The organism is Candidatus Uabimicrobium helgolandensis (assembly GCF_041508025.1).
In the GTDB taxonomy this organism is placed as follows: Bacteria; Planctomycetota; Uabimicrobiia; order Uabimicrobiales; family Uabimicrobiaceae; genus Uabimicrobium; species Uabimicrobium helgolandensis.
The window spans coordinates 6,205,739-6,230,835 of sequence record NZ_CP165719.1 but is presented as its reverse complement, the minus strand read 5'-3'; the positions used below and the strand labels follow the sequence as shown (position 1 = coordinate 6,230,835).

At 36.1% G+C, this 25,097-nt stretch carries 15 protein-coding genes; 10 read left to right on the top strand and 5 right to left on the bottom strand.

Features of this window, described 5'->3' with window-relative positions; all coding sequences use genetic code 11:
* Positions 1–99: 99 nt before the first annotated feature.
* Both UABHE_RS23095 and UABHE_RS23090 read right to left on the bottom strand, forming a co-directional pair.
* On the bottom strand, positions 100–3,333 hold the full coding sequence (locus UABHE_RS23095; RefSeq protein WP_372365659.1) for an efflux RND transporter permease subunit: 3,234 nt from the start codon (positions 3,331–3,333) through the stop codon (positions 100–102).
* 9 nt (positions 3,334–3,342) lie between these two features.
* On the bottom strand, positions 3,343–4,968 hold the full coding sequence (locus UABHE_RS23090) for an HlyD family secretion protein (RefSeq protein WP_372365658.1): 1,626 nt from the start codon (positions 4,966–4,968) through the stop codon (positions 3,343–3,345).
* A 499-nt stretch (positions 4,969–5,467) separates the two neighbouring features.
* Between UABHE_RS23090 and UABHE_RS23085 the strand changes: the two genes are divergently transcribed.
* From UABHE_RS23085 to UABHE_RS23065, 5 genes are all read left to right on the top strand, one after another.
* Positions 5,468–5,899 carry a hypothetical protein gene (locus tag UABHE_RS23085; RefSeq protein ID WP_372365657.1) on the top strand — a complete coding sequence of 144 codons (432 nt, stop codon included), beginning with the start codon at positions 5,468–5,470 and terminating at the stop codon, positions 5,897–5,899.
* A 491-nt stretch (positions 5,900–6,390) separates the two neighbouring features.
* On the top strand, positions 6,391–10,461 hold the full coding sequence (locus UABHE_RS23080) for a protein kinase (RefSeq protein ID WP_372365656.1): 4,071 nt from the start codon (positions 6,391–6,393) through the stop codon (positions 10,459–10,461).
* 309 nt (positions 10,462–10,770) lie between these two features.
* On the top strand, positions 10,771–11,922 hold the full coding sequence (locus UABHE_RS23075; RefSeq protein WP_372365655.1) for an MFS transporter: 1,152 nt from the start codon (positions 10,771–10,773) through the stop codon (positions 11,920–11,922).
* Positions 11,915–13,150, top strand: a complete 1,236-nt coding sequence (locus UABHE_RS23070; RefSeq protein ID WP_372365653.1) for an ATP-grasp domain-containing protein — start codon at positions 11,915–11,917, stop codon at positions 13,148–13,150. Before UABHE_RS23075 ends, UABHE_RS23070 begins: the two co-directional genes overlap by 8 nt.
* A 26-nt stretch (positions 13,151–13,176) precedes the next feature.
* Positions 13,177–13,950, top strand: coding sequence for an SDR family oxidoreductase (locus UABHE_RS23065; protein WP_372365652.1), 774 nt, complete (start codon positions 13,177–13,179; stop codon positions 13,948–13,950).
* Positions 13,951–14,022: 72 nt separating this feature from the next.
* Here UABHE_RS23065 and UABHE_RS23060 read toward each other — a convergent pair whose 3' ends face one another.
* Positions 14,023–14,973 carry an ADP-ribosylglycohydrolase family protein gene (locus UABHE_RS23060; protein ID WP_372365651.1) on the bottom strand — a complete coding sequence of 317 codons (951 nt, stop codon included), beginning with the start codon at positions 14,971–14,973 and terminating at the stop codon, positions 14,023–14,025.
* A 280-nt stretch (positions 14,974–15,253) separates the two neighbouring features.
* On the opposite strand from UABHE_RS23060, the gene UABHE_RS23055 reads away from it, so the two are divergent.
* Positions 15,254–16,453: a tetratricopeptide repeat protein gene (locus UABHE_RS23055; RefSeq protein ID WP_372365650.1), complete on the top strand. Its 1,200-nt coding sequence runs from the start codon at positions 15,254–15,256 to the stop codon at positions 16,451–16,453.
* A 21-nt stretch (positions 16,454–16,474) separates the two neighbouring features.
* On the opposite strand, the gene UABHE_RS23050 is transcribed toward UABHE_RS23055, so the two are convergent.
* Positions 16,475–17,518, bottom strand: a complete 1,044-nt coding sequence (locus tag UABHE_RS23050; protein WP_372365649.1) for a dipeptidase — start codon at positions 17,516–17,518, stop codon at positions 16,475–16,477.
* Positions 17,511–17,708 (bottom strand): hypothetical protein, encoded by a 198-nt coding sequence (locus UABHE_RS23045; RefSeq protein ID WP_372365648.1) that lies wholly within the window; start codon positions 17,706–17,708, stop codon positions 17,511–17,513. The genes UABHE_RS23050 and UABHE_RS23045 overlap by 8 nt, the downstream gene beginning before the upstream one ends.
* A 347-nt stretch (positions 17,709–18,055) precedes the next feature.
* Between UABHE_RS23045 and UABHE_RS23040 the strand changes: the two genes are divergently transcribed.
* The 4 genes from UABHE_RS23040 to UABHE_RS23025 are packed head-to-tail and all read left to right on the top strand — an operon-like array spanning position 18,056 to position 25,076.
* Entirely contained in the window at positions 18,056–18,859 is an 804-nt protein-coding gene (locus UABHE_RS23040) for a nitroreductase family protein (RefSeq protein WP_372365647.1), read from the top strand.
* 40 nt (positions 18,860–18,899) lie between these two features.
* A complete protein-coding gene (locus UABHE_RS23035) occupies positions 18,900–19,661 on the top strand; it encodes a phosphosulfolactate synthase (protein WP_372365646.1) in 762 nt (253 codons plus the stop codon).
* A gap of 1 nt (position 19,662) precedes the next feature.
* On the top strand, positions 19,663–21,135 hold the full coding sequence (locus UABHE_RS23030; protein WP_372365645.1) for an argininosuccinate lyase: 1,473 nt from the start codon (positions 19,663–19,665) through the stop codon (positions 21,133–21,135).
* Between the two features lie 53 nt (positions 21,136–21,188).
* A complete protein-coding gene (locus UABHE_RS23025; RefSeq protein WP_372365644.1) occupies positions 21,189–25,076 on the top strand; it encodes an amino acid adenylation domain-containing protein in 3,888 nt (1,295 codons plus the stop codon).
* Positions 25,077–25,097 lie beyond the last annotated feature (21 nt).

Genomic DNA, 25,097 nt, shown 5'->3' with positions numbered 1-25,097 from the left:
ATAACTACAAAGAATGTGCTTTATAAAGGTGTAGAGGACACTCGTAATGAGTGTCTCTACAGTCTTTATTTTTGAATGAATTTTTTGCTAAGATAATGTTTATTGTTTCACTGTCTTGACGCGTAGGTTTTCAACAAAAAAACAGTAAATAGCTGGTGTAATGAATAAAGCCAGAACAGTCGAAAATATAAGACCGCTCATTATTGTTACTGCCATTGGAGCAAAGAGTGGATCTCCGCTTAAAACCAAAGGAATTAAACCTCCAACAGTTGTAAGTGTCGTTAGCATAATTGGCACAATTCTTTGCTTTGTTCCTTCAATAACGCATCGGCGAAAACTTTCCTTGGTAAGACCAACATAATTATCATCTTTTGTTGCTAATCCTTCTTTACTCTCAAGAGCAAATTGAATTCGATGTTCTATGAATTCGATTAGTACAATGGCAACATTTATAACAATACCTGCCAAAGAAAGCAAACCTAACATTGTCATAAATCCAAGAGGATTGTTAGACAAATACAGACCAAAGAAACTACCAGCAAAAGCAAGTGGAATCGTTGCTAGTACAATCCAGGTTTTTATAAAAGAGTTGTACTGAATAATAAGGCACAGGATAATCAGTACCAGAGAAATAGTAAATGCGCGCGACATATTACCGCCGCTTTTTTTACTTTCCTTGTATTCTCCAGCAATTTCGAGTTTATACTCTTTTGGCAACTCTTCTTGTAGTTGTTTTAATTTAGGAAGTATCTTGCGAACAATGTGATCAGGTAATACTCCTTGTTGTACTTGGCAACGAATGCCAATTTCACGGGTTTGATTACGTCTAACAATTTTTGCCCGCTGCCATTTAGGCTGTATATTCGCTAGCTCATCAAGAGGTACTTTCCCAAAATTACCTTCGACATACACTTGATTAATAAGCTCTAAATTTCCTCTTTGTTCTGTTGGTAGTCTTAGGTATACAGGAACCTTATGATCATCTTCACGATACGTAGTTAAGTAATAGCCGCTAAAAAAAGCATTCAATGTTTGTGCAATTGAGGCATTACTAACACCTGCGAGGTTTGCTCTGTCTTCGTCAACATCTACTCCTAACTGATATGACATATTCCCCAATGAATTGTGAACTAATTTTGTTCCAGGTGTATCTCGTAAGATTTGCTCTACCTTAGATGCATACAAATGCAATTTATGTATATTACTACCATTAATTTTTACTTCAACAGGATAAGGAACTGGTGGACCTTTAAGCAATTTGACAAGTTTAATTCTTGCGCCAGCAATAGAAGAAATATTTTGCTGCGGTATCCCGTTATAAATAGCAGACTCAATATCTTTTATATATGAATCTACAACAAAAGGAGAAACGGTATTAATAATAATGGTCGCAGTGTTTTCTCTTGGATTCTCTGGATTAATGCTAAGAAAAAATCGCGGTCCTCCTTTTCCAACAAAGGAAACCATGTTTTGCAAGCGCTGTTTAGATTGAAGTTGAATTATTTTTTCTAACTGCGCGGTAATATCATTAGTTTCTTTTATGGGGCTTCCATTTGGTAGATCAATGACTATTGTAAATTGATTACGCAGAGCTTCGGGAAAAAATTGATTGGCTATTTTTCCTGTAGCAAGTAGGGAAAAGCTGTAGATCATAAATACTAGAGCCAGCATAATCGTTAAAAACTTAAAACGGATGGCTGCTCCACAAAGTAGTTCAAAAATAGATTTTGAAGGTTTGGATGATGTCTTTTTTCTCAATTTTTTCGGAACATATGATATACATTTCCAAAGATAACCGACAGGAGAAGTTGTTGTTCCTGCCTTCATAAAACAATATGCCATTATCGAAGTAAAGGTAACAGCAAGAGTGTAGCTAAATAAGAGTGATATACAAACGACAATAGGTATACTACGAACGTATTGCCCAGAACCTCCTGGAAGGGTCAACATCGGCAAAAATGCGCAAACGGTTGTTAGAGTTGCGATAAATATAGGAAATGCTATCTGACCAACCCCTTCTATAACTGCGCGGCGCTTTTCATAACCTTTGTTAATAAAGTGATGAACATTATCGCAAACCTCGATGGCATTATCGACCAACATACCAAGTGCAATAATAAGAGCTGCTATAGACATAATGTTTAAATCGACATCAAACAAATACATTAATCCTATGGAACTAATCATCACAATTGGTATGGCTGTGGCCATAACAATTGCGACACGTAAGCCTATTAGTAATAAAGCAACAGCAATAACAAGAACAATAGCTTGGATTAGACTAACGACAAAATCATCGATAGATTGTTTTACTTGTTTTGGTATGTCTGATAAAACGGCAATTTCTATATCGCTAGGTAACAAATTGAGTTTCGCTTCTTCGATTGTTTTTCTTACTTCATTTCCTAGAGCGACAATGTTTTTGCCTTTTTTCATCACTAGAGAAAGAACAATAGAAGGTGCTGAGGTCTCAGAATCGCTGTACCTCACTTTTACTTGATATGGTTCAGAGTAACGACGCGAGACCTTTAGGTTTAAGTCTTTCAGTAGTACTGAGTTACCAGTTTCTTCCTGACTAACAACGATGTGTTCAAATTCTTTGATATCGGTAATTTCGCCAGAAGGTTTAATACTAAAGCGATTTAGTGATGTATCAATATTTCCTCCCGAAGCTACGATATTATAACTCTGTAAAATATTACGCAATTCCTCTAAGGTAATTTTTAGTTGACTCCACTGCCCAATATCTGTTTCGATATAAATCGCTTCATTCTCAACACCATGTTTGCTAATTTTGCCTACAGAAGATAATTGACGTAGACGATTTTTTAGTCTATCAGTGATTTTCTCAAGATCGCGAGGAGAGTACACAGGCTTTACTTTAGGCTTTTCATAAATAGCGAGAAGCATCGCTGAAGTGTCCCCAAAATCTCTATTTAGATACGGATCTTGAGCATTTGAAGGCAAGTTACCTTTAATATCATTAATCTTTTTTTGTACTTTGTCCCAAACGTTATTTATTTCTTGGTAAGGTAAATCTTCTTCGTACAAATCTATTTTTATAATAGACAAACCGACATAAGATGTGCTCTCAATTTCCTCAATTTCATCAACAGTTTCAATTTCTTCTTCAATGACATCGGTAATTAGGTTTTCAATATCTTCAGCAGTTGCGCCTGGCCAAGAGGTAGAAATAAGTGCTGACCGTATTGTAAATTCGGGATCTTCGCGCCGCGAAATATTTTGAAAAACATAAATACCCCACATCATAAACGTAATAACAAAAGCAATGACAATTGTTCTTTTTTCTAGTGCAAACCGAGTTAAATTCATATCTTTTTCCTATTCACTTATTTGAACTCTTTCCCCTGGTATTAAATAGTGAGCACCTTGAACAACTATTTGGTCTCCGTCATTTAGTGAATCTGCTGTTATTCTTCTTGTATCGCCAAAAGATTCGAATAAACTAACGCTTATTTTTTCTACAAAAAGTCCATTTTCTTTAGAGATTAATTTGTAGACATGATGTTTACCATTTTCTTGTAGAATAGATTTCATTGGTGCATAAAGTCCAGAAACGGAATTATGAATGTTTAGATCTATTTTTACCAATTCTCCCGGACGAAATAGCCAATTTTTGCGAACGAGAACTACTTGGTCTCCATTTTTTACGCCATTTGGAACATTTACAGCCAAAAAAGCCCTGTCTCGTATAGCGCGCTGCAAAGCTTTATTTCCTTTGACAGTAACGCTGCGAAAAGTGAATAAACCAAGGAAATCAAGCATTGTTTCACCCACTTCGACATACATTTTTTCGATAGTTGTGACACCATCGAACTTCGCATTGATGTAATGATTTGTTTTCCAAACATAGTAACCTTTTTTATCTTTCTTAAGACAGTTTACATTGATATATCTTTTGTCTGGTTGGTAGTAATGGCGCGAAACAATAGGCATTAAATCTGTGATTTTTGGCAATTTTTTTCGTTCGGGATTTTCTTCCATGCGCTGATCTATCTTAAAATTACGCACAAGTATTTGTAAATTAAACGTACGTGTATTGTTGTCGGCAACCGTATCTTTTGCATAGATCCAGCCTGTTGCTGGTACTTTCCAATTTGGGTGATACAATGTGGCAAAATCACCCACGCTCAACAAGCGATCTGTCTCTGCTGACACAGCGACTGTAATTTGTATTGGGTCCATTAGAACCAGAGTCAAAACTGCTTTTCCTGGCTGGACATAACCGCCGCGAATTACATGAATCTGAGAAACGCGGCCATCAAAAGGAGCGCGTACAATGCAGTTTTCCACATCAAGCTTAGCACTTTTTAGTGACTCTTGCAGTTTCTTCATCTGCGCATTTAAATTCAGTAAAGACACTTCTTTTACTCTTTTTTGTGCCTGTATTTGTCTCATTTGTGCTTTGGTGCTGTCTAAGGTTGAACGCGCTTGGTCAAGATCTGATTGGCTTGCTGTGTCGGTTATCATCAAAGCAGAAAAACGTTTGTAGTTTCTTTCCGCCAATTTCAAATTGGACTTTGCCTCGGCAATTTGCGCAGGAATGACATACTCAATTTCCGTTTGTGTAGTTTTGTACTGGGCTTGCAAAGCACGGATATCAGCCTTTGCACTTTCCACGCGCAACTCGTAAATTCTTGTTTCTAATTTAGCGAGTATTGTTCCTTGTTTAATAATGCGATTGTTAATGTTTTTTAAAGCACCTTCAACGTCCTTTCCACTATCAATTACATAATCTATTTTTCCTCCCACTTCAAAGCTTATCTCTTCTTGTTTCCACGTAGCAACAGTGCCTGTTAAACGAAGCGCCGCTGCCGGATTTTTTTTGTGTAAGGATATGACTTTGACAGGTCTTATTACTGTCGTTTCTTTTTTTGTTTGAGACGCTGCCTTATCGCAACCGATTAAACACAAACAATACACCAAAATACATATATGTTTTTTCATTGAAATTTTTCTAGCCCTTTTAGAACCTGATATAAAATTTTTTACCCGCAATTAATTTTGTAATAGGCTCTTAGAGTACTAGTCCTAAAAAGTAAAAAAATATTTCCCTAGAATTTGATGACAATTATTGTGCTACTCGATTGGAGTAACCTAAAAACTACAGAGTTATTCGAAAGGTAAAACGAAAAACGGATTCCTGTCGGAGTAAGCAATAGCAAGATTTGGTAGTTTTTTTAGAAAAGAAGTGCCATAAATCTGTAGATAAAGATAACGATTAAAATCGAAAGGCACAATAATGTAAACAAATAGAGGTAGAATATACTAAAATCTGAGAATGATTGCTACAAAGTGTTTTTATCTTACAATTGAATTTACTTTTATTTGCCGCCTGTAGGATATCAAAGTATAATATTAACAGTCCTTCATACTCAACTTCCAACCTTTTATTTAGGGCGAAAAATGTTAATTGGTTTAAATGATAGGTATGAGAGAGATGCGAATGATTCACAACAACCACAAAATATATGGTATAACTCTATGTGAAATTATGGTGTTAGCTACGATAACATTTATTTTGTTCAGTGCTTTAGCAGTAGTAAATATAAGTGCTAGTTCATTCACTAATCATCGAACTGACATAAAACAACTTATTGTAGATATTGAGCGGTCTCTGGTAATGTATCGCGCTGATCTTGGGATGTTTCCGCCAGATAGACCATCAAATGTTGATCATAAACCGGTTAGCGCTGGGGAATGTACGCCAAGCAATGCTGCACCAATAGAAGGAATATTTGATAATACAGTTAGTGAATATCACGATGATAATTTGCTTCGTCATCTCGATGGAGATACAAGTAACGACACAAGAGTTCGTGATTACGAATATGTTAGTATACGTCCTTTAGACAACTACCTTCACATTAATGAATAAAATATTGAGGTAAATGAAACCGGAATGCCTATTATTATAACGCGTTTTGGCTCTACAATAAAATACAACGAGCTTGCTTCAGAACGACGAACGAAAAATTTCAAGGAAACAATCCTGATCCGCGTAAATCTATTATAACTTTTGATAGTTATCAACTTTACTGTGAGGCAGAAGATTTAAAAAAACATTATCCTCGTCGTTTTATAACGAATTTTCGTAGTTCGGGTGCACATTTTGAAATATATATAACTCTCGGCATTATCGCCTTTGTTTTGTTACTCGTTCTCGTTATGATGATTGTAAGACTAGCAAAATTAATACAAAAGGCAAAAAATTTAAATGGTGACCAAATCTACGTTTTTTAATCCTGGAAATTTCTGCTGTTCAATTGTTTAGAAAGAAATATGCTTTTATTTTTCAAAGGTATCAACATTCCCTATCTTACAAGCTAACAATAAAAGCATTTATAACTTTGTTATTGTGGAGAAGTGATGAGTCAAAAAATTCAAAATTTAAAATTAAAATATAACGAATGTCTTGTCGAACACAACTGGCAACAAGCACTTAAAATTATCGAGCAAATGATCGCGATAGAACCACAGGCAAAATTTTACTGTAAACAAGGGGCTTTGCTTTTTAGGTGTAAGTTATACCAGAAAAGCGGCGATAGTTTTCGTAAAGCGATAGAGCTTGACTCGGATAATAAAAATGCGATAACATTCTTGAAAAAACTCGAAAAAAAGAATGTATCATATACCCAGGATGATGAACTTTTGTCTATTGTTGGGGATGTATTACAACAAGTGAACAACACTGATACCGAAGAAAAAACTATCAATGACATTTCATCTAAACCTAAACAAGTCGTATCGCGAATTACTTTCTCCACAGAAACGCAAGAAACTGTTGTTGACACGCGGCAAGATCCACAAACAAATCTTTCTAATGAAACACTTGTCGCTTCTCCTTCTATAATAATTGAGAATGGTAATGAAGAGAATGACTACTTTGGGCGCTACGAACTACAAGAAAAAATAGGCTCTGGTGGTATGGGGCATGTGTACAAAATATATGATCCTGTTCTCGACCGCACCTTAGCACTCAAGATTCTAAATCTGAGTTTAAATACAGAAGAGGGGCGTAATCGTTTTATGCGCGAGGCGCGTGCAACTGCAAAGCTAAATCACCCACATATTATTTGTGTTCATGATATTGGAGAACATAACGATCGCAATTTTTTTACTATGGATTACATAGAGGGTTATTCTTTCAAAGAGTATTATACTCGTGAAAAAGTAACGATAAAAAATATTCTACATCTCTTTATGCAAGTGTGCGATGCCATTCACTATGCGCACGAGCAGAATGTTATTCATCGTGATATAAAGCCTAGTAACATCATGATTAAAAATGATATTTCGGCAAAGGTTATGGATTTTGGGCTTGCGAAAATACTCCACGCTGACGATCAAATTTCGCGAACTGGCCAACAAATGGGAACTCCTGCATATATGTCACCGGAACAAGCTGATGGGGCCGCTATCGATATACGTACTGATGTATACTCTTTGGGAGCAACGTTATACGAAGCACTAACAAAACGTCCACCATTTCAGGGTGAAAATCATTTTAATATCATATACCAACTACACTATAAAGATCCAGTTGCGCTGCGTTTGATGAACCCTGATATATCTGTTGAACTAGAAGCAATCTGTCTCAAGTGTTTGGAAAAATCTTCTGCTCATCGTTACGCAACAGTAAAAGACTTACGCGACGATCTCGACAACATGCTGCACCATCGCCCTATAAAAGCGAAGCCAGCAACAAGTGTAAAGAAAACTTGGAAGTGGATTAAACGCCACAAGGTAGCATCTATCACCACCCTACTTTTGGTTGTGTTTATTTCTGCTGCGGCAGCATTTTGCTTATTTCAATGGAACAAAACACTGCAAGCGAACTATACAATTGCTGACAAATCTGTCAATATATTATTGTCGCGAGCCAAGGAACAATTAACAAAAAGCTACTGGCGAGAAGCAGGAGCGTTAGCAGGTGAAGCACTTGAAATCACTCAAGAACATCCGCAACATATGCAATCTCTAAAACAAAATGCTCTGACAATTACGCGCAGTGCGCTCCATGGAATGGGTTTAGTGTGGGAAACAGCCGTAAAAGACAATCATTCTTTAAAAAGGATTGACTTGCCCGAAGAAATAGCGCAATACATGACAACAGTAGATTTGATTGACATTCATCCTGGAGGCAAAATTGTTGCTGTTGGTTGTAAATCGGGAGCTGTTAACCTCTATAACATTAATGATGGAGCATTCATTCGTACGTTGTATCAAAATACAGATAGCAATTATACTTCTGTAACAGCGTTAGCGTTTCATCCGAATAAAAGTACACTTGCTGTTGGGAATTGTGAAGGAGAGATATCACTGTGGAATATATATAGTGGAAAAATCATACGTACTATAAAACAACATCGTAATATTGTTTCAGCAATAAAATTTGACAATCAGGGAAAATTACTGGCGACAACTTCTCTTGATAAAACTCTGAAAGTCTATGATTTAGATAAAAAAAACAATCGCGTGTCTTTTCAACACTCCAAAAGTATATCATCTATGGATTTTGACGGTAAAAATCACTTAGCGTGTATATCAGGTACGGAAATATTGTTTTATTTTTTATCAGCATCAAAACAACAAGATAAAAACTATATATTTGATACTCTCTATATCCCCCAAACAGCTGTTAGTTACAATCACGACGGTTCACTGCTAGCTATTGGTTCTCGCAAAAATACTATTATGTTATACGACTGTAAAAATCGCAAGTTACTAACCGAGGTCAGTGGCCATTCTTCTAGCGTATCTTCTTTAGAATTTAATGGTGATTTGTTAGTTTCTGGAGCTGCGGATGGTGAAATTATTTTTTGGGATGTCAGTCACCGTAAACCTATACGCAAATTTATTGCTGATGATAAAGCTGTTCAGGGAATTGCATTACATCCAGATGGTAGACAAATCGTTTCCATTTCTCAGCACGGTATACTAAGGCTATGGCATCTAAGTAGTCAAAAATTGCTTACGAAACTACATCACAACAACAAAGTAGTCACGTCCATAGCTTTTGCACCCGATGGCAAACAATTCGTTTCAGCAAATAAAAACGGAGAAATATTACTATGGGACTACAAATCTCTCTCTTTACAAGGAAAACTAAATCATCAAGCTAAGGTGACGACCGCCAACTACAATTCTGACGGGAGTTTACTTGTAACATGTGGCTATGATCTGAAAATTAAGATTTGGAATACTAGTAGTTTGGAACTTATAGAGGAAATTGCTATTCACAATAGCATTATTTCTACAGTGCAGTTTTCTCCTGATGATAAGTATCTTCTTTCTGCAGCATCTGATGCGACGGCAAAGGTTTGGGATATAAAAGCCAAAAAAGTAATAAAAGAGATAACCGGAAAATTACCTTTTTTCAACGCTGCATACAGTCATGATGGTAAAAAAATAGTTCTCATCAGCGAAGATATTCTTGTTCTTAATACACAAAATTACCGTGAGATACATCGTCTTTCTGGACATCGTAATTGGTTTGCGAGGGCTTTTTTTAGTCCTGATGGAAAGCTCATTGCTTCTTCCTCAGGAGATAGTACAGTAAGAATATGGAATGCTGAAACCGGGACTCTTATTCATACACTGCGTTATAACGCCTGGGTGTGGCGTTTAACATTTTTACACGACAGTAACATCATCGCGTGTTCCTGCAGTGACGGTAAAATTCGCATTATTGATGCCACAAGTGGTATCCATCTCCACACATTACATTTTCCGCAAATCGAAAATATTTTCGCGCTAGCATTCCATCCTCAAGACAAAGTGCTTGTTTCTAGTTCTACTGACCCAACGATAAACCTATGGAGTTTTGAAACAAATTGGAGCTACCCCAACAACCCTCGTTGGATAAAAAATAGAGTGACGTTTGAGAAACCAAATTTGCAATTCAATTTTCGTCGCGACATAAATGGTGGAACAATCTTTCGTTTATTAAATGAATCCCCTAGCGCATTATGTCACCAACTTTTTGGTGTTCATGTCAATAGTAAAAATTTTGCTATCACAACAAAAACTCATTTGCGAAATACAAATGTACGAGCTTTCGATCCTAAAACGACACAGAATTGTCTCAAAACCGGAAAGATGTATTATCAAAAGAATCCACGTTTAGCGTTAGATCATTTACAAATGGCTATTACACTAAATCCGGTGAAGTCGTTAAAATGGATTCGTAAAAACGCACCGGAGATGCAACAAGAACTTGCGCAAATTTTTTATGAAAGAGCTACAAATACAGGTGGATTAGATCAAGCAATCGACCTAATAAATATCGCGATTCAGTTATCTCCACAAGGACAATTTTACTTTACTCAAGGCAAAATTTATTATGAGCATCAACAGTGGGGAAAAGCCAAAGAGAACTTTACTAAAGCGTGGCAAAAAAATCCAAAATTTAAAAAACTTATACCTACACAAGGATAGAATGACCAGTGATCAATCGCAAGTAAATCAATGAGCACATAATGTTGAGAAATATTTTTAATTCGGTATAGCGTGGTTTAAATTCATTGTCACTTGCAACAAATATATCACGCTGAAAAATCTTTTGAATTGCCATGTTAACTTTAAAGAGTAAACTTGTATTTTCCAAGTAGCATCGTCTATAATACGGTCCTTATATAGATTATTTTGTTTTATCTTGCTCTCTATTTCTACTTACGCTTCATTTATAACGTAAGTTTCACTATGGTTATAAGTGAGGTTATTTATGATTAGAAAGGATATTTAATTTTGAAAAAGCTGGTTTTTCTCGTATTAGGTATGTTTACCATGGGTAGTAGTGCCTTCATGATTGCAGGGCTTCTTCCTGGCATTGGAAAAACTATTGGCCAATCCATTTCTGTTACAGGTCAAGGAATTACAGCCTTTAGTTTAACTTACCTTATCTCGGCACCTGTTTTTTCCATGATCTTTTCTAATCGATCGGCAAAACAGACTCTTAAAATAGCATTACTTGTTTTTATTCTCGGAAATATTCTTACGTTGTGCGCCGAAAATATTATTTTGTTCATAGTTGGCCGAATTATTACGGGCTTAGGGGCAGGCTTGTTTAATCCTCTAGCAGTAAGTATCGCGATCGAACTAGGAGACCCTGCAAAAAGAGGAAAAACTTTGAGCTTAATTTGGGGAGCTAATAGTGCAGGTGTCGTTTTTGGTGTGCCGATAGGAGTTTATATTTCTCAACAATTTGCGTGGCAATACTCTATTGGATGTGTTGCCGCTTTTGCTTTGATCGTTCTCATTGGTTTTTCGATGCAAAAAGCGCAGATCAAGTCTTCAGCACCATCCTCTACTGCTGAAAGATTTCGACTTTTATTGGATAGAAATGTGCTTGCTGTTATTGGAGTAACTTGTTTTACATGTTTATCGACAACGGGGTTATATTCATATATTTCAGTAATTCATTCGCAGTCATCGCATTCTCTTCCCACAATTTTACTTCTATGGGGTTTTGGTGGTTTTATAGGAAGCTTATTCATCGGATCTGTTGTCGATAGAACTCAAAACCCCCAAGGCGTCATGGCTTTCCTGCTTATTTGTTTAGTGCCTATATTTATAAGTATGCCTTATTTAGTTCAAATTCCTTATTTAGGATTAATTCCATTTTTTTTATGGGGTCTTATGGGCTGGGCGACAGTTACTCCTCAGCAATATGTGCTTTTTGGGCTTTACGAAAAACAAAAGGCTGTTCTTTCTGCTCTTAATTCTTCTGCGATAGGGCTAGGTGGGTCTATGGGGACGGCTTTGTGGGGAATAATGATTGCAACTGGTTTCAATGAAAAGACCCTTCCTCTTTGGGGAGCAGCTGTGTTATTCATTGTTTTAGTGGGCCAAATTTTACTAATGAAACGTTTTAAAAAAGAAAGTGTTCATAATGAATAATCCTATAGTAATTGTCGATCCACGTTCTTCAGGTATAGAGCTTGCTCCTGCATTTAAAGCCCGCGGCATACCCACAATTGCCTTAACTTTTAAGCCAATAAAGGAACGAATTGGATTTGGAACCGAAGTCGACACCAGTGATTTTTCAGAAGTTATTTCTGTGCAAGACAATATTGCTGAAATTTTAAGTAAGTACAATCCTCTTGGGTTTATTCCTGGGGCAGAAAAGGGAGTTCCTCTTGCCAATGAACTTGCTGATAAACTCACCCCAAATTTTGCAAATGACTCCAAAAAATTATTAAACCGTCTTCATAAGGCACATATGCAAGAAGCCCTACACAATGCTGGGATTTCAAGTTTAAAAACTCTTGATACTTCTTCCGAAAAAGAGGTAGATTCTTGGTTAAAAAACAACGAATTAGAAAATTCACCGCTGATCATTAAACCACCAATTTCAGCTGGAAGTGAAAAAGTTTATCATATTTCAGAAAATGGAAATTGGAAAGGAGTATTTAACGAAATTTTAAGTGAACCCTCAAATATTACTGGTCAATTAAACGAATCCGTTATTATCCAAGAACTTGCAATAGGTCCTGAATTTTCCATTGGAACGGTAAGTGCTAATGGTAAACACTATTTAGCTCACTTAATCAAATACAATAAGATAGAGTTTAACGGACGAGAAACAATTTACGACCACGTAGAATTTGTGCCTTTTGATGAAGAAGTTTACGGTGAACTATTTGATTACACAAAAACAGTGTTAGATGCTTTGGGTGTTTTTTGGGGTGCATCTCATAATGAAGTTATGCTCACCAAAAATGGACCGCGCTTGATTGAGTCTGTCCCTAGAATGACAGGAGGACCAGTAGTTGGATTTGCAAGAGAAGCTACAGGAAGTAGCCAAGCAGATAAGCTTGTAGAAGCCTATATTGATGGTGATATTACCAACAAGAATTACAAATTAAAGAAGACCGTGGTTCCAGTTTTTCTTCGATCTTCTACTGGCGGAATTGTGACAAATGCTGAAGTTTTTAATGATGTAACAAAACTTTCTACTCTATTTCAGAGCCACATTTGGTTTAAGAATGGTGACTCTGTTCCTCAGACTATCGATTACCTAACAAGTATTGGCATTGTCGCTTTATCTGGAGACCGTAAGGCTGTATTTGAAGATTATAAAAAAATTCGAGAAATGGAATCAAACTTAATTATCAGCAGATCCTAATTTAAAAATTTTTAGTGAGAGCGTACATGAAATTACAAGGAAACAAAATTCTAATAACTGGTGGGAGTGCGGGAATTGGGCTAGCACTTGCAAAAAAATTTGTTGAACTTGACAACGAAGTTCTTATAACTGGGAGAACGAAAGAAAAACTAGACGCTGCCAAGTCAGAATGTAACGAACTTATGTGTTTTCAGTGCGACGGAAGTGATCCACAACAAATCACCGAACTATCTCAAAGTATTCAGAATATTCACCCGGACATGAATGTTCTCATTAACAATGCAGGTGTTCTTGTAAGTCGAAACTTGTTAAATAAGCCTGAAAGTCTAGTCGAATTTACAAAAGAAGTCGATATCAATGTCAAGGGAACTGTTCTCACAACGAGTTTGTTTTTAAATCAAATTGAAAAAAATAAAGGAACGATTATTAATGTTTCGTCGGGTTTAGCTTTCGTTCCTATGATGTCAGCTCCCATTTATTGTGCCACAAAAGCCTTTATTCACTCATTTACGACGAGTCTTAGATATCAACTTGAAAGCCAGGGAGTTGAAGTTGTGGAACTCGCTCCTCCAGCAGTAAAAACTAATATGACGGCTCGTTTACCAGAAGATGGATTTTTTGATATTTTGTCTACGGATGAACTAGTAAAAGCGACAATCAGTGGCCTAAAATCTGGTAAAAAAGAAATTTGCCCTGGGCAAGCTAGCAAATTAAGACTTTTATCTCGTTTGATGCCGGATTATATCGAAAGAAAATTAGCAAAAGCTTCGCGCGGCTATATGCCAAAAACAAGTAAGTGAAGCGTCCTATTGTTAGGCCGTGAGTGATACTTTTTAAGCAAAAAATAGTAATAGTCATGGTTCGACAACGACTCAAGTAGACTGATACATATCGGCTAAATTTTTAGCAAGCCCATCGATATAATCGCGACCTTTGCCTTCGTTTTCTATAGATTTTAGTAGGTTTTGGGGAATGGCATCTATACCTAAAAATGCTCCTGAAAGTGCTCCTGTCATGGCTGCAATTGTATCAGTATCTCCCCCAATAAGAATGACATGCCCTACTGCTTTGGTAAAAGAATGAGGATTCAGTGAAAAACTAGCAATTGCAGTTGGAACAGATTCAATAGCAGTAATAGCATTTCCTAACATAATAAGGTCTTCAACGCACGTTATTCTCCGTGCTTTCTCTATTTGTTTGTTAAATTCAGGAGATTGACAGTGAGGTATGAGTTTGTCATAAAATAAAGATTTATTCCACTCATTCATAGAACAAGCAATCGCGATTGCTACTGCAAGAATTTGTGCACCTTCAATTCCTTGTTGATGAGTGTGTGTTGGTAAGGCAGATAAATATGCCTGAGAAGATACACTCTCTAGGTTATTTAAAAAAAATAACCCTACAGGAGCAACTCTCATTGCAGCTCCATTTCCATACGAGCCACCGGGAAAATAGCTGCAAGCTACTGCGTGATAATCTTTGTTATCTTCCATTGCTTCAATAACTCTTCGTGCACCGCGTCCATATCCGCGTGAAGGAACGTAGTTTACTACAAATTTTTGGCATAGTGTTTTTTCTATAATTTCTTTATCCTCGTAAAGAGCTTCGGCAACTCCGATCATCATTTGCGTATCATCAGTATAAGAAAGCGTTGTTGTTGGAGGATTTTCAATAAGTTGTTGTGGAGTGCGGTATCTTTTTGCAATCCAGTGCCTGTCCATACCTTCGAAACGACCACCTAGTCCATCACCAACAGCTAATCCAAGTAAACACCCGCGAAAACGAGATTGTATAGAAATTGAATGTGCCATGTTGCTCTTCATAATATTCTCCATAAATTATTTATTACGCTCTTCAATTGAAGGGGGAGCTTTCCTTCTAAGACAAAAGTAGATCATAAAAGTTAGTCGTTAATTGAATATCATTAGCATAGAAACTTTCTCTAGTAAAATTGTCATTTTTTTGTAAAAATAAAATGCATTACAACTAAATTATAACTAAGTAAACTGCTAAGTCTTTACGCCCTCATCGCGTTACGCTTAAAATTTAAGCGTTCTATTTAACAAGTACGACTCTTGCCAGCTTACTTTTAAGGATGTTTTCATGAAGACGCTATCAGTAATAATACTATTAGTATTTGTTTGCCCTTTGTACTTAGAGGCAAAAATAATCCCATTTTTGTTTACTTCTGGTGGAAACATAACTAGTATCTCAGAGTTACCTGAAGAAGTAAAAAATATGCTTGATGTTCACGATAACGATGTGCTCGCGTATGCTTATGATTACTACGGACTTTTTTATATCAATTTTTGGACAACAAATGGCTTTTTTTGTTTTTACAATACAAAATCTCACGTATACAGATCTCTTAGTAATGATCAAATTCTTTTTATAAGAAAACACATGTCAAATGCTTCTCCTCCTATTTTTTATACTATCCCACATGGATTTTGGCTATTGCTACTCATCGCAATTTATTCGTTTGTAACAAAAGGGTCCAGAAATTCAAGTAGCTCTTCACAGGAAAGAATGCTACTTCGAAAGATGAAGAAAAATAAAAACTACATTGAAGCTCTATCTTTACTAGAAGAGAGAGGTGTTGATAAAGCGATAGATTATGTTATCTCTACAGAAAAAATCACTCAAGATGAGGCTTATAAAAACTTATGTCTTTTTCCTCAGTTCAGAATAAGAGTTGTAGAGAGCCTTGTTACTGGGAAACCAAAAACAGATTATATTGAAAAGGTTGTTATTGCAATGATTGTAGGGCTTATTACTTACTGCGTTATAGATGCTTTTTTGCAAAATTTTACTCACGGCAGTTATGTGAAATATCGTTATGAGAAAATTTTTGACGAAGGAAATAGACTATACGCGCAAAAGAAATACAATGAAGCTATTGAACAATATCAAAAATCAATAACAGCGGGGGAGCAGTCAGCAAATCCTTATTATAATATAGGGCTTTGTTATGGTGGTTTAAAAGAATATCAAAAAGCTAGTGATTATTATACTTTGGCCATTGAAAAAAAGAAAGATTATGCTAAAGCCTATTTCAACAGAGGCCGAATGTTTCTTCTTATGGGTGAAACAGAAAAAGCGATAGCTGATTGTGATCAGGCAGTGACTTTTGATGAAAAACTAGACTCTGCGTATTTTTTACGCGGTTTTTTATATCTTAATAAAGAGTCGTATGCACTTGCGCTTGCAGATTTTAAAAAGACGATTTCTCTTAATCATAGACAAGTGGACAAAGTAAAACCTTACATAGAACAAGCTCGCGAAGGATTAAAAAAGAAATAGACTTATCTTCTTATTAGTTAGCTAATTGACAAGAGTGTCTTTGAGAACTCGAAACCAATTTTGGTAAGCTATTTTTTGTAGGCTATCTGCGCTGTAGCCTTTTTCCCTTAGCGCATATAAAACTTTATGTAGGCCCACGACATCTTGTATTTGTGGAGAAATATAAATGCCATCTAGGTCAGACCCAAATGCGACATGTTGTGCGCCTACAAGGTTGATGATGTATTCAAAGTGCGCCACAATATCTTCTATAGATGTGTCGGCTTTGATTTTGCCATCGCGGCGTATAAACATTACTCCAAGATTTATTCCTATGACACCACCAGAGTCAGCAACCGCTTTTATTTGACTGTCGGTTAGATTGCGCGATGATGGGCATATTGCATGGACAGCACTATGAGTAACGATAAGTGGCTTTGATGATATTTTAGCTGCGTCCCAAAATCCTTGCTCATTCAGATGAGCTAAATCAACAACAATTCCCATTTCATTACATTTGTGAACAAGCTCTTTTCCTAGGGGTGTTAGTCCAGGACCAATATCAGGTGTATGAGGAAAAGCAAAAGGCGCTCCTACTCCATATTTATTGGCACGACTCCATACTAATCCCAAGGAGCGTAAGCCACGCTGATAAAAGTACTCTAGGGTTAAAAAATCTTTTATAGCACTTGCACCTTCTAGATGTAGTACAACTCCTAGTGAAGACGTTGTGTAACACTTTTGTAAATCTTGAGATTTCTTTACTAAGAAAACTTGCTGGTGTTCTGCAATAGTGTCTAGATAATCTAGCTGTGCGCATATATTTTTGTATGCGTAGTTCATCTCTATAGGTGGTGATAACTGAGGCCTTTTGCTTTTATTTTTTTGCGTATTTGGTGATTCTATAGGTGGAACAAATAGAGCAAAGAAACCGCCAATGAAGTTAGCTTCTTTAATACGAGGAAAATCGATATGCCCAAAGTTGTGACGATTAAAAAAAGATTTACGTTCGCGATGTTTGTAAAAAAAGCGCAGTAAACTATCATTATGACCGTCAAATATGGGTAATTTTTTATCATCAAACATATTGAGAGCATTTCCATATGTAATCTAACCCAAGGATTTTAGGATCGAAGAGTCTGTCTTTGTCGAAACAATAGATACTGTTTCTAAAAGTGATGAGTTTTACTGTGACAAGATTTGATGATACTTGTAATTCTTGGTTCGGCGTTTTCCATGGCTGAAAACAACCCATCAAAATCTGATTATTTAACATAAACATTCCTATTTGTATTTAATTTGAAATAAACGATTTTCTGTTATTATATTTTAGCATATTTGTTATGTTTATTAGTTACTCAATTGATATTTGTTCTTTTGACACGTCAATTTGAAAAAACTTTTGGTAGGTTATGTACAATTACAAAACCCCAAAGAAATTCTTGCAAGAAAAAAAAATCTTGGTATAAATGTAGCTTGGATGTGTTTTACAAAAAATAGTAAAACACGCCTTTTGTCAATTCACCTAACACAAACCGTGCAGCTTAAAATTTGCGTAAGAATTAGCGTGTTAGCTTGCCCTAGTCAAAACAATTGTAAAATAGATAATCATTGGACAAAGTTATGAATCAGATAGAAAATGTATTTCACTGTTTAGAAAATCGCAGTTCAGTAAGATCGTATGATAACACAAAAAAAATCTCTATTGAAGAAGAACATCAAATTGTAAAGGCTGCGCAGCGAAGTTCTACTTCTTTCAATTTACAAACATATTCGTTTATATCAATAAAAGATCCTGAAAAAAGAAAAAGGATTGCAGAGTTATGTTCTCGGCAATCATTTATTTGTGATGCAAGTCTTTTTTTTGCGGTTTGTGTTGATCTAAACAAAATGGAAATAGCAACACAGGAGCAGGGTTATCAGTACTACCAAGCAAAATTTTTAGAATCTTTTCTCATGGCATGTGTCGATGCTACTCTCGCAGGACAAACCGCTTCTATTGCTGCAGAAAGTTTAGGGTACGGAATTTGTATGATAGGTGGTATTCGCAATCATGTAGATAAGATATCCGAAATATTAGAGTTACCACCAAAAGTATTTGCCATTTTTGGACTTTGTGTTGGAGTTCCTCGCAAGAAAAACCCCCCTAAAGCGCGCTTACCTTTATCAGGCGTTCTATTTGAAAATCGTTATGACGGAGAAGCTGTGAAAAAGGCAATGCACGAATATAATGATGTTATGGCTAAGTCTGGGATCTATGAGAATAGGCATTTTCCAAAAGAACATACCATAAAAGAAAAACAAGCCTCTTCTAAAGAATATGGTTGGTTAGAACACTGTGCGCGTAGAGTTGCTACACAAAACCCTGAAAAAAGCCGAACGGAGTTGAGTCGAATACTTTTAGAGCGCGGTTTCTGTTTTGAATAGGACATATCCCTAGCGATTTTTATACAAGAAAGAGTAAAAAATGTTTCAATTAGATTTACCAAAACGAACGACTAAGGTGCGTAATGAAGGAATCACTCATGTTCTTGACAAAGGTTTAGGTCTTAATGCCGTAGATGACCTAATTTCTTCCGCAGCGCAGTATATTGATATTCTCAAGTTAGGTTGGGGAACTAGTTATATTACCCAAAATCTTTCTGAAAAAATACAACGTTATAGAGATGCTGATATAGATGTGTGTTTGGGGGGAACGATTTTTGAGTGTGCTTATGTTCAAAACAAAGTAGAAGATTTGAAATCGTGGATGAAGGATCTTGGACTTACATTTGTTGAAGTTTCTGATGGATCAGTAAGTATTCCAATGAAAGAAAAACTAAAGTATGTAGAACTTTTTGCGAAAGATTTCAAAGTCCTCTCTGAAATTGGTAGTAAGGACGCAGAAGTAGTTGTTGCTCCTTTCAAATGGGTAGAAGAAATAAAAAATACTTTAAAAGCCGGTGCCTATAAAATTGTGACAGAAGGACGAGAAAGTGGAACAGTGGGGGTTTTCCGTAATTCTGGTGAAATTCGCAAAGGACTAATAGAAGAAATTTTAGCCAGTACCGATATTTCAAATATTGTATTTGAAGCACCACAGAAAGCACAACAAGTTTGGTTTATCAAAGAGTTTGGTAGTAATGTTAATTTAGGAAATATTGCTTACGATGAAGTGATTTCGTTAGAAACTATTCGTTTAGGGCTACGTGGTGATACCGTAGTGGACTTTGTACAAAAAGAAAAATAAAATGACTGATATACGTGGAGAGGGTGACCGTATAAAGGTTCCACCTTCAGAGGAACTCATAGATTCTGCTTACGCTTTTGAATTAAAAGACGCGAATTATTTGTACGATGGAATGTCATATGCTGACTTAGCACATGTTGTTGTTCTTATAGAAGAAAAGATAATAGATGCGGATGTTGGTAAAATACTACTAGGTGGCTTGCAAAAATTACATAATAATATGCCGGAAGATTTTTCTCCTCGCTTTGGCGATACTTACACTAACAGAGAAGTAGTTTTAAAGAAAATTATTGGCGAAAATGCAGGTTGGCTTCATGTTGGACGTGCGCGTCGCGAATGTTCAACTATTGGATATATTTTAAATATGCGCGAGAAATTGCTCATATTTGCCGAAGAAATTGCAAATGTAGCGAAAGCTTTTTTAAAACAAGTGAAATGTCATCATGATACTATCATGCCAGACTTTACTTATTTGCAACATGCTCAACCAACAAATCTGAGTCATTATTTACTGACATTTCTCTATCCTGTTGTTAGAGATTTTAGCCGTATCAAGGAACATTTTGGTCGTTTAAATCAAAGTCCTGCTGGCTCAGGATCAGTAAATGGAACAAAGATCCCTTTAGATAGACATAGGCTTTCAGAGTTGTTAGGATTTGATGGTTTAACGCGCCACACCCGAGATGCGATGTGGAGACCTGATATTGCATATGAGTTGCATAGCTTGCTTGTGACTTCTTTTTTGAATTTAAATCGCTTTGTTGAAGAATTGCAAATTTGGAATTCAAAAGAATTTTCAATGGTAGAATTAGCGGATGAGCATTGTCGAACAAGTGTGATTATGCCTCAGAAAAAAAATCCATATGGTCTTGCTTATATCAGGGGCCTTACTGGATGGCTTGTTGGAGAGACATCGAGTCTTGGAGCTGCATTAAAAGGGACTTCTGGACAACCAGATAATCGGATTTTTGCCTACGGTAAAACACCTGAAAGTTATGATTCGGGTATAAAAGCGTTGAGGCTTTTAGCAAAAATCATTGACTCTTTCACTGTCAATACTGATTTACTTGCAAAAAGAGTAGAAAATAGTTTTAGCTTTGCCACTGATTTAGCTGAATTTTTAATGTTAGAAGAAAATATTAGCTACACCAAAGCACATCGAGCTGTAGGAGTAATTGTAAGGCGTGCAATTGAGCGTAATGAAACGAGTTTCAAGTTAGCAACTATACATGAAGTTCTTAAAGAGCAAGAGATTGAACCCAAGATAAGTAGTGATGACTTACAAAAACTTTTAGACCCTACTCTGCTGATTAAAGAAAGAAAAACACCTGGAGGTGCGAGCGATATCAAGAACATGACAGAAGAGATAGAGCAGGAAACTCGACTATTTTGCTCTTGGCGCCAGCAAAAAAAACAAAATATACAAACATCTTTTGATGACTTAGAAAAACAAGTCAACACCTACACAAAGTAGATGGTAGTAAATAAGCATTTTTGAGAAATCATTTATAATAAATAGAGGCAAACATGACAGTAGCTATAACATCAAATAGTATAGATTTATTCAAAAAACACGTTGCAGAAATACCAGAAAAAAAAGCGGTGTTTTACAAAAATAAATCATATTCTTATAAAGAATTGGACCAACTATCGAATGCAATGAGCTCTTATTTGATAACAGCTGGTGTAGGCAAAGAAACACCGGTAATCTTATTTGCTAAACCTACTATCGAAAGTTTAGTAGCTATTTTTGCTATTTTGAAATCAGGTGGGGTATGTGTCCCTGCAAATCCAGATTTTCCGATTAGTAGATTAGAAGAGGTAACAGACAAGGCAAAAGCTATACTAACAACGAATGATTTGGTTGCAAATTTACCAGAAGAGTTGTCCTCTAAAATACTTAATATCAATCAAATTATGGGCGAAACAGAAAAACAAGAAAATGTAGATTTTCCTACTATAGACCCAGAGCAAGGGGCCTTTATTATTTACACCTCTGGCTCAACTGGTAAGCCCAATGGTGTTGTTATGAATCATCGTAACTTGGCAAATATGGCGGTCGCTGCTTATCCAATAGACGAAAAAGATGTTTGTTGTCTAACTGCTTCTATTTCATTTGTTGCTTCATTGCGGCAAATCTTTTCTCCTTTGTGCCTTGGTGCGAGTTTAGTCATTGTTGAATCGCAAAAAATAAAAGATCCACAACAGTTATTTCAAGTTATAAAAGAGCAAAATGTTACGATATTAAATTTAGTAACTTCCTACTGCAAAACATGTGCACAAGTTTTGGCAAAGCCTCAATATGAGGATCTTCTTAATTCTTGCGAATTAAATAAAATGGTTGCCTCAGGTGAAAAGCTATCCGTTGACATTGTCGAAGACTGGCAACAGTTAATGCCCAATTTACTTTTTTACAACGGTTACGGCCAAACAGAAACAACTTCTGGAATAATGCTAAACTTATTGCCAAAAAATTTAGAAAATTATCCTGCAAATGTTCCTGTTGGTAAACCAACAGGAACAAATAAAATTTACATACTTGATGAAAATTTACAGCAACTTCCCAAGGGAACTATTGGCGAAATGTACGTAGCGAGTGAAGAAATCGCCAGGAATTACTACAATGATCCCAAAACAACCGCTTCGCGTTTTATACCAAACCCCTTTTCTACAGAACCAATTTTGTATAAATCAGGAGATTTGGCACGAATAAATGACAATGATGAGGTCGAAATAATAGGTCGTTCCGATTTCCAGGTTAAAATACGAGGATTTAGAGTAAATACTTTAGAAATAGAAATTGCTCTCCGCAAATTACCAGGAGTTAGTGATGCGGCCGTTATTTTTAGTGATGATATTCTAAAAGCTTACATTGTCAGTGATAAAAAACTCGTGCAAAAAGATATTCGCGAATATTTACAATTATCTTTACCTGAGTATATGATTCCTCATCAAATGTACAAAATTTCTACTTTGGCAACAACAAGTACTGGAAAAACTGATTATTTAACTCTTAAGCAGCTTGATAAAAAACAGCGCTTTTTATTTACCCCTAAGTGGGAGTTAAGCGAAAAACTACTGCAGATAGAAACGGATAAAAAATTATACTTACTTTTTGCCGAAGAGCCGCAGTTTCAAGACAATGACAACATCATTTCGGTTAGCCCGGGTAGCAATTTTAGTGTCAGTGATAAAAATATTACTATCGATTTTCAAAGTGAAAGCCACCACGCGCAACTTATCAAACATTTACAGAGTTTAGATTTTGATTTTACAAATATTCTCTATGCACACCCAGATATTAGATTTTTTACGACTACTCTAAAGTCTTTTGCAGAATATCTATCGCAAATGCGAGTAGCTATTATTTGTAGAAATGTCTTTCCTATTGGAAATGCCCAAAACATTTGTCCTGAAAATGCAGCCATTACTGGAATCTCTCGAGTATTGCCTCTCGAATATCCTGGACTTCGTTACGCATGTATTGATATAGGACAACAGCCACTAAGCAATGAAATACTTCATGAATTAGAACATGGTTTACCAGCACAAAATGTTGTTTACGCGAATAAAAATCGCTATACCATGGATTATGAACCAGTTATTGCAAGTGAAAAAATGATTGAGGATGGTGAAGTATATCTAATCACTGGGGGTTTGGGTAATATTGGTTTGAATATCGCTTTATCTTTAGCAAAAAAAGCAAAAGCCAAAATTGCGATTACTACAAGAAATCGCAGCAACATCAGCGAAAAAGTCCAACAATCCTTAAATCAAATAGACGAACTTGGTGCAGAAGTTGCTATTTTTGAAAGTAGTTTAGATAACAACGAACAAGTTAAAGAAATTGCAGATGAAATACATAAAAAGCTAGGAAGCGTTCACGGAGTAATACATTGTGCAGGAGCTAGAGAACACTTTGCACTGACAACAACACCTAATATTATAGACGAGAAATACAAATTTAAAATAGATAGTGCTCAAATATTACTGGATATTTTTGCAGAACGAAATGCGCAATATATTATCTTGTTTTCGTCGTTGAGCTCGCTACTTGGACGATATGGGCAAGCTGGTTATTGCGCCGCAAGCGCTTATCTCGATGCTTTTGCTCATAAGAATTCGCAGTCCAATCTAAAAATTATTTCTGCTGATTGGGATGTGTGGAAAGAACTTCCTCTACCGACTTCAGCGAGTATTCCTTGTGACATAAATGAACTCATTCGCAGCGATGCTCAAAACGGTATTTCCAATAACGAAGGATTTAAAGCCTTGCTAAAAATGGCAACAAGTTCTTATCAACAAGTGATTATCTCAAGTAGATCAGAAATAACTGGCTATACAATAAACGAAATTTTAAGTGAAAGCAAATTTATTGAAGCAACAACAGAGCTAGAAAAAAAATTGGTTAGTATTTGGTGTGATGTCTTGAAACTAGATAAAATTTCGATCAACGACAATTTTTTTGATATAGGTGGGCATTCTCTACTAACAATAGTTCTTATGGATAAAATACGTCAAGTAGTTGGAATGGAAAGTGACGATCATCAAGGACTTCCTATTTCTCTACTTTTAAGTTATCCAACGATTAAACGTTTGGCTTCAGCAATTGACAATAAAGATGACGTTCCTCAGGAACAAACTATCCAAATGAATAGCAAAATAGACGGAACTCCTGTGTTTTTAGTTCATGCTCCTCATGTGGACCCTATTTGTTACCGTCATTTGTCTGATCACCTCGATGGCAAAAAAACAGTTTACACTATTCGTACTGATGAGTTAGCAGTTGACGCTTCTATTGAAGAAACAGCAAGCTACCATATTGAAAAAATAAAAGAAATTCAACCATCAGGGCCATATATTTTTGGTGGAATGTGTATGGGAGGACTTGTTACTTTTGAAGTAGCCTACCAACTCCACAAGCGTGGAGATAAGATAAACCTAGCTTTTATTATGGATGCAATAAATATCCCAGGGATGGAAGATTACAAAACCCAAGAAATACACGAGGCAGGTAAAGGTAAACGCAAAATAATAAATATGCAAAAAGCAGGTGAATTTTTAAAGCATCTTGCCAAGGGTGATGTTCAATTCATTTCTAAAAAAATAAAACGAGTGAAAAGAAAAATAGAGCGTAAAATAAATAAAGTTTCAGACCCGCGCGCGAAACTAAAGAAAAAAATGCGTGATCAACTCCGTATTATTGGAGATAAATATCGACCTCAATATTATGATGGACAAATTATTTACATACGTTCAGAAAAAAAGCGCGGCGATTATTCTGAAAAACGCTTAAGAGAATTGGCAAAAGAAGTCCAAAGTCATCGTCTCGAAGGGACAATTCACAGTGATGTAAGCCGTCCACTTTTTGCAAAACAGACAAGTGAAATAGTCCAAAAATATCTGAATATATAGTACCTCCATTTACCGTTGCCT

Coding starts and splice junctions, on each gene's coding strand:
- UABHE_RS23095 (WP_372365659.1), bottom strand. CDS start 3,333: ATGAATTTAACTCGGTTTGCACTAGAAAAAAGAACAATTGTCATTGCT.
- UABHE_RS23090 (WP_372365658.1), bottom strand. CDS start 4,968: ATGAAAAAACATATATGTATTTTGGTGTATTGTTTGTGTTTAATCGGT.
- UABHE_RS23085 (WP_372365657.1), top strand. CDS start 5,468: ATGATTCACAACAACCACAAAATATATGGTATAACTCTATGTGAAATT.
- UABHE_RS23080 (WP_372365656.1), top strand. CDS start 6,391: ATGAGTCAAAAAATTCAAAATTTAAAATTAAAATATAACGAATGTCTT.
- UABHE_RS23070 (WP_372365653.1), top strand. CDS start 11,915: ATGAATAATCCTATAGTAATTGTCGATCCACGTTCTTCAGGTATAGAG.
- UABHE_RS23065 (WP_372365652.1), top strand. CDS start 13,177: ATGAAATTACAAGGAAACAAAATTCTAATAACTGGTGGGAGTGCGGGA.
- UABHE_RS23060 (WP_372365651.1), bottom strand. CDS start 14,973: ATGAAGAGCAACATGGCACATTCAATTTCTATACAATCTCGTTTTCGC.
- UABHE_RS23055 (WP_372365650.1), top strand. CDS start 15,254: ATGAAGACGCTATCAGTAATAATACTATTAGTATTTGTTTGCCCTTTG.
- UABHE_RS23050 (WP_372365649.1), bottom strand. CDS start 17,518: ATGTTTGATGATAAAAAATTACCCATATTTGACGGTCATAATGATAGT.
- UABHE_RS23045 (WP_372365648.1), bottom strand. CDS start 17,708: ATGTTAAATAATCAGATTTTGATGGGTTGTTTTCAGCCATGGAAAACG.
- UABHE_RS23040 (WP_372365647.1), top strand. CDS start 18,056: ATGAATCAGATAGAAAATGTATTTCACTGTTTAGAAAATCGCAGTTCA.
- UABHE_RS23035 (WP_372365646.1), top strand. CDS start 18,900: ATGTTTCAATTAGATTTACCAAAACGAACGACTAAGGTGCGTAATGAA.
- UABHE_RS23030 (WP_372365645.1), top strand. CDS start 19,663: ATGACTGATATACGTGGAGAGGGTGACCGTATAAAGGTTCCACCTTCA.
- UABHE_RS23025 (WP_372365644.1), top strand. CDS start 21,189: ATGACAGTAGCTATAACATCAAATAGTATAGATTTATTCAAAAAACAC.